Source organism: Wolbachia endosymbiont of Nasonia vitripennis (assembly GCF_048054115.1).
GTDB lineage: Bacteria > Pseudomonadota > Alphaproteobacteria > Rickettsiales > Anaplasmataceae > Wolbachia.
In genome coordinates, this window is the sequence record NZ_JAFEVF010000044.1 from 1 (window position 1) to 5,521 (window position 5,521).

4 protein-coding genes and 2 pseudogenes are annotated in these 5,521 nt (G+C 34.3%); 5 read left to right on the plus strand and 1 reads right to left on the minus strand.

Annotated elements, in window-relative coordinates; translation table 11 throughout:
• Positions 1 to 46 precede the first annotated feature (46 nt).
• A pseudogene (locus tag JR053_RS04770) lies at positions 47 to 995 on the minus strand (IS5 family transposase).
• A gap of 197 nt (positions 996 to 1,192) precedes the next feature.
• Here JR053_RS04770 and JR053_RS04775 point away from each other — a divergent pair.
• The 5 genes and pseudogenes from JR053_RS04775 to JR053_RS04795 all read left to right on the plus strand — a co-directional run.
• A complete protein-coding gene (locus JR053_RS04775; RefSeq protein ID WP_010401636.1) occupies positions 1,193 to 1,750 on the plus strand; it encodes a hypothetical protein in 558 nt (185 codons plus the stop codon).
• A 176-nt stretch (positions 1,751 to 1,926) separates the two neighbouring features.
• Positions 1,927 to 2,562 (plus strand): TRP75-related protein, encoded by a 636-nt coding sequence (locus JR053_RS04780; RefSeq protein ID WP_010401634.1) that lies wholly within the window; start codon positions 1,927 to 1,929, stop codon positions 2,560 to 2,562.
• 16 nt (positions 2,563 to 2,578) lie between these two features.
• A complete protein-coding gene (gene ispG, locus JR053_RS04785; RefSeq protein WP_010401631.1) occupies positions 2,579 to 3,859 on the plus strand; it encodes a flavodoxin-dependent (E)-4-hydroxy-3-methylbut-2-enyl-diphosphate synthase in 1,281 nt (426 codons plus the stop codon).
• 177 nt (positions 3,860 to 4,036) lie between these two features.
• Positions 4,037 to 5,014 (plus strand): DnaJ domain-containing protein, encoded by a 978-nt coding sequence (locus JR053_RS04790; protein WP_416603728.1) that lies wholly within the window; start codon positions 4,037 to 4,039, stop codon positions 5,012 to 5,014.
• Positions 5,015 to 5,041: 27 nt separating this feature from the next.
• Positions 5,042 to 5,208, plus strand: a pseudogene (locus tag JR053_RS04795) (transposase); the annotation flags it as partial.
• Positions 5,209 to 5,521: the final 313 nt, after the last annotated feature.

The following is a 5,521-nucleotide window of genomic DNA, read 5'->3' on the forward strand; positions in this document are numbered from 1 at the left end:
GTTAATTCATGCCTGTCAGATCAAGTCTAAACTATTACAAATAAATTCATGAAGCTATCTCAAATTTAGCCATGCCTATATCAGTAAATTTGTTAAGCAAATAACACTTGAGTAGCAGTTCTCTCTCACGATTAACCTCAGATTTGTTTCTAAAACTAAAACCAAATGTTTGCTTCAGTCGCGAGAAAAAACTTTCTATATAAGATCTCTTCCCATAATTTATCTCTTTTTTCCACCTCTTCATACCATCTTCATCATATGACTTTATGAGCTTGATTGTAGAATTTCTCTCATCCATATAATCCAACTTTGGATGCTCTACTGCATTATTTTGCGGAGGAATCCTTGTCTTTATGTCAAGCTCATCGCACAGTTTGTATAACTTCTTTCGATTATATGCCCTGTCTGCATATAGTGTGCTTATATTATATTTAACATCAATCCTTGCAATAAGATCACATGCTCCATAGTGGTCAGAATAAACTCCGCCACTGTATTTTGCTGCTATAACTTTTTTGCTACCTATCTCTAGCATTACATGCAGTTTTCTTGTTTGCTCATAGCGGCGATACTTTCTATCTGTACCATTTGCCTTGCTATGACCTGGAATATTATTGTAGATCAGTACTATCTATGGCAATCTCAATATCTTCTGTATTATTTTTATCATGTCTTCGATCATTAATTTTGATGTTAAGTTTTTTAAGCCTTCTTGAGGCCTGGGAATAGCTAATAACTTGCAAGTTTTTCCTTACTTGCTCAAGGTACCCTGCTATAAATCCCGCTGTCTGTCTCAGACCTATTCTAAATAAATAAGTTATTATGTGAACCAGAATCACGACCTTATCGCTATAAATATAGTTGCCACCAGCCATTTTTGGACCTTTTTCGTACCAATTTTCTATGGCATCATTGACGTAATAAAAAATATTTCCCCTCTCTTGGAGAAATTTGTTATATTCATGGCAGTTACTGACTCTCATTTTTTGTGGCATATTTTTCTTTAGTAGGTTAAATGCTTGTCTTATAGTGAATTTTGTCAGTAACTGCCAGTTCTTTTTATTTGACCTATGCAACAAAGCCCGCTGGAATCCAGATATTTCTTATTGGATCCCAGTTGTATAGTGTTTAATACTAAATTAACTACTAAAAACGTACAATAGTAATATATTAATTAGCTAGGGGGTTAAAAATGGGTATAACCAAATTTGTATTCGGTTTTGATAAATCGGATGTAACAGCATTGCAGGAAAGTCAAAATATTGATGCTAAAAAGTTTCAAGAAGTATTTAGCGCATTAAAAGAATGGCAAGAAGCTCAAAAGATAGATGCTAAACAGTTTGAAGAGGTATTTAGTGCATTAAAAGAGTGGCAAGAAGCTCAAAAGATAGATGTTGAGCAGTTTGAAAAAGTTTTTGGTGCATTAGAAGACAAGATTGGTACTGAGCAGTTTCAAGCTATGCAAGAGCACTTAAGAGGCTTGCAAGAAAAATTTACAGGCTTAGAAGAAAAAGTAGAAACATTTGCAGACATGGTAGGGGGACAAGAACAAGCAATACTAACTTGTGCCATAGTCAGTGCTGTTGCTGCAATAGCTGTAACTAGTTTTGTTGCATTCTGTATCTATCAGGGAGTTAAGCTTGATAAAGAGAAGAAAAACGACTTGTCTCAAGATATGCCAAGCGGAAAGTTTAATAATGTGAATGATACCGAAAAACTGAATAATAACTTACAGCAAGGAAGAGTGTAATGCTCTTCTTGAAAGGGTGTTACGTAAAATTTGTAACACCTTAAATTTCCTTTAGATTATGTAGGTTTTGGTAGTAAATTTTTTAGAAAGATGTTTGTATTATAAAGTTGGTAGAGATTCTGATTTACTTGAAGTTTGTTAATTGGTATCTTTTAAAGCACAATATTCACTATAGTATGCTTAAGATCTTTTCTAAAGTTTTATTTATATTAATACTTTTGGTTTCTAGTTTCTTTACTGTACATAATGTTGAAGCGAAGTCTAAGGTAAAGTTCAGTAAGAGGTACATACCTCCTGGTAATCCTGGTGGTGCAAATTTTCATGCAGACGAGGATTTTGCTGAGTCATATAAACTATATGAAAAGCGTAGGGAGATTCTCAAGAAAAGAAAGTTACAAGGTCAAACTAATGTTAACGTAAATAAAGAAGATCTAATCAAAAAATTAAAAGAAAAAAAAATTGCTAGCCTTGATAACGAGCCAAATAACGTGGGAGCTTGCATAGTTGAAGATGGGGAGGATGCTATGATCAATCAGCATGGTATTAATCTTGCACGTTTAAAGGGTGCTGTATTTATAGATCAAGAGCCAGTTTCTCAGTATGAAAGTAAGCAGCATAAAAGTGAACAACAAAAAGGGAAAAAAGTTACTTCAACACGAGAAAAAAAAGTTTCCCCTATAAATGTTACTATAAAAGAAAGTCCATCAAGAAGAACGTGCTCTCATGATTCTATTACTGATCTAAATAGAACACCACAGCATAGTTTAAATGATTCAAGTTCATTTGGCAGTGTAGTTGACACAGTAAAATAGTGTCACGATTAATAATATGCTAGATAGAGACCTGACATTGAGTGATGATGCATATGAGTCATCGCCGGTTTCCAGGCATAAAACTCATACTGTAAAAGTTGGACAAGTGAAGATAGGTGGAAATAATCCTATAGTTGTTCAATCCATGGCACTTGGTGCACATATAGATTCTGACAACATAAAAAGCAGTGCTCAGAAATATGCAAAAGAAGTAATAGAACTAGCGCATGCAGGTTCAGAATTGGTGCGAATTGCTTTGAACTCAGAGGAAGTAGCAAAAGCAATACCTTATATAGTAGAGGAAATAAATAAAGAAGGCTTTGATGGTAAGATATTAGTAGGCTGTGGACAATATGAGCTCTACAGGCTGATTCAGGATTATCCAGACAACATTAAAATTCTGGGTAAAATTAGGATAAATCCAGGTAATATAGGCTTTGGTGATAAACGTGATGAAAAATTTGAAAAAATTATAGAGTATGCAATAACGCATGATCTTCCTGTCAGAATTGGAGTAAATTGGGGTAGTCTTGATAAGTACCTTTCACAAAAATTAATGGATGAAAACTCCTTGTCTAGTAATCCAAAAACTTCTGATGTTATATTACGTAAGACGCTTGTAATGTCTGCTCTTGGTAGTGCAAAAAAAGCTGAAAAGATTGGCCTTAATGCAGAGAAAATAATCATTTCATGTAAAGTCAGTAGAGTGCAGGATTTAATTTTAGTTTATACGGCACTTGCAAAATCTTCCAATTATGCGCTGCATTTGGGTTTAACCGAAGCTGGTATGGGTAATAAAGGCATAATAAATGCCACAGCAGGGCTTACTTATTTATTGCAAAATGGTATTGGAGACACTATCCGGGCTTCTTTAACTCAGCGCCCTGGTGAATCACGCACTAATGAGGTGGTAGTATGTCAGGAAATACTACAGTCTATAGGTTTACGTCACTTTAACCCTCAGGTGAGTTCATGTCCTGGTTGTGGACGCACAAGTAGCGATCGTTTTCGTATATTAACTGAGGAAGTAAATGGCTACATAAAAACTCATATGCCGGTATGGAAGAAAAATAATCCTGGTGTAGAGTATATGAAAGTTGCTGTTATGGGATGCATAGTAAATGGTCCTGGAGAGAGCAAACATGCAAATCTGGGGATCAGCCTGCCTGGGTATGGAGAAAAACCTGTTTCAGCAGTCTACAAAGACGGCAAATATTTCAAAACTTTACAAGGTGATAATATTTTTGAAGAATTTAAGGCAATTATTAGTGATTATGTGGAGAAGCATTACACGTGACAGGTTCATGATTACTGTAAATCTGATGTGAAAAATGAATTTTATGAGAGGGGATTAAATTTTTCTAAAAACCAGCTAATGGAAAAATTTGCTTTTCTAGATTATCGGGAATTACTTGATTTTATATCATAGATATTACATAATAAACTATATATATAAATTTATTAAAGAAACATTATGGCCATACAAAGAGACGAAGCTTTAAAAATATTAGGTTTTGAATCAAGTGATGAGCCTAGTAAACAAGAAATTAAATCAGCTTATAGAAAATTAGCTTTGAAATATCATCCTGATAAACATTCAGGTAAAAATGAGGTTGTGAAGAAACAAAATGAAGAGAAATTTAAGCAGCTAGGTTCTGCATATGAATTTCTCACTAAGAAAAATATAGAAGAGGTTACAAATCTAACTGACGAAAATTTAAATGGAATTAATTCGCCTGAAGATTTGAGGTTTTACTTATATGGGGCTATCCGCAATCAGGATATAGCGTTTCTTAAAAAGCTTTTTTCCAAATTCAAAAGTGGTAAAGATGAAAGATTTGGTGACTATATTAATGATATATTATATGATTCAATTATCTCTTATACACCACTTATCCTTGCTGTAACTGAAGGAGCGGACATTGAAATTATAAATCTATTCTTGGAGAATGGTGCTTATAAAGAAAGTGAAAGCCTCAATAAGGCATTACATGAAGCGGTGAAATGTCGTGAAAATTGGCATGAGAGAGAGAAGGTTGTAAAACTGCTTCTGCAATATGGTGCAGATCCTAATGCAAATAAAAAATATTACTTACCAAGAGCAATAGAGCGTGATTCATATCTTGCTACTAATAGTGTAACAGCTTTTATTAAGATATTTTGTTTACCATACGGCAGCAATAACAAAGTTAGAAAATTAATGGCCGAGTATGGTGGTGTTGATAGACAGTATATTATGCTTCAAGCAATATTTACTTGTTGTTGCTTAACAGTAGCTTCTGCTACTTTTTTTAGTATAGCTTCTCCTTGGTGTTATATACCAACAGCAATATTTGCACTTGCCGCGTGTTTTTTCATTAAAAATGCTGTACATGCTGCATTTTTTGCAAAAGAACCTTCTCCTGAGTTTACCGAAGCTATAGCTTGTCCAGAGATTAGTAAAAGGCTATAATATCTAAAGTTTTAGTGCTGGGTAAAGATGAGAAAAAAGCATCCAGCAGACCTAAGTCAAAGGGAATGGACAAGAATAGAAAGCTACCCCAGAGTATCATACAGGAAAGGAGGAAGGTCGTCAAAGTATAGCAAAAGAGAAATATTAGAAGCAATTTTCTATGTATTGTGTACAGGTGTAAATGGCGGTATTTACTATGTGATGGGATACCAAGGAGAAAATTTAAAAAATCATATAAAGGAAGAATATTGTAAGTTAAACATATGATATAAATAAGAGAGAAAGATAACCCTACTCACTATAGGAATAGGGCTATTATGGGCATGTGCTACCGTCTCCGTGTTGGTGTTTTACAACCGTTTTTATCAAGGTACACTAGCCCTATCTCTCGATACGTTTGAATAGTTGCATGGGACATATGTATGCACCCGTTTACAACCTTAAATTAATTAAACTATCGGATGTAATAGTTTAGACTTGATCTGACAGGCATGAATTAACTGACAG

What these genes read in the sequence shown, in the direction of transcription:
- JR053_RS04775 (WP_010401636.1), top strand. Translation starts at nt 1,193, where the DNA reads ATGGGTATAACCAAATTTGTATTCGGTTTTGATAAATCGGATGTAACA.
- JR053_RS04780 (WP_010401634.1), top strand. Translation starts at nt 1,927, where the DNA reads ATGCTTAAGATCTTTTCTAAAGTTTTATTTATATTAATACTTTTGGTT.
- ispG (WP_010401631.1), top strand. Translation starts at nt 2,579, where the DNA reads ATGCTAGATAGAGACCTGACATTGAGTGATGATGCATATGAGTCATCG.
- JR053_RS04790 (WP_416603728.1), top strand. Translation starts at nt 4,037, where the DNA reads ATGGCCATACAAAGAGACGAAGCTTTAAAAATATTAGGTTTTGAATCA.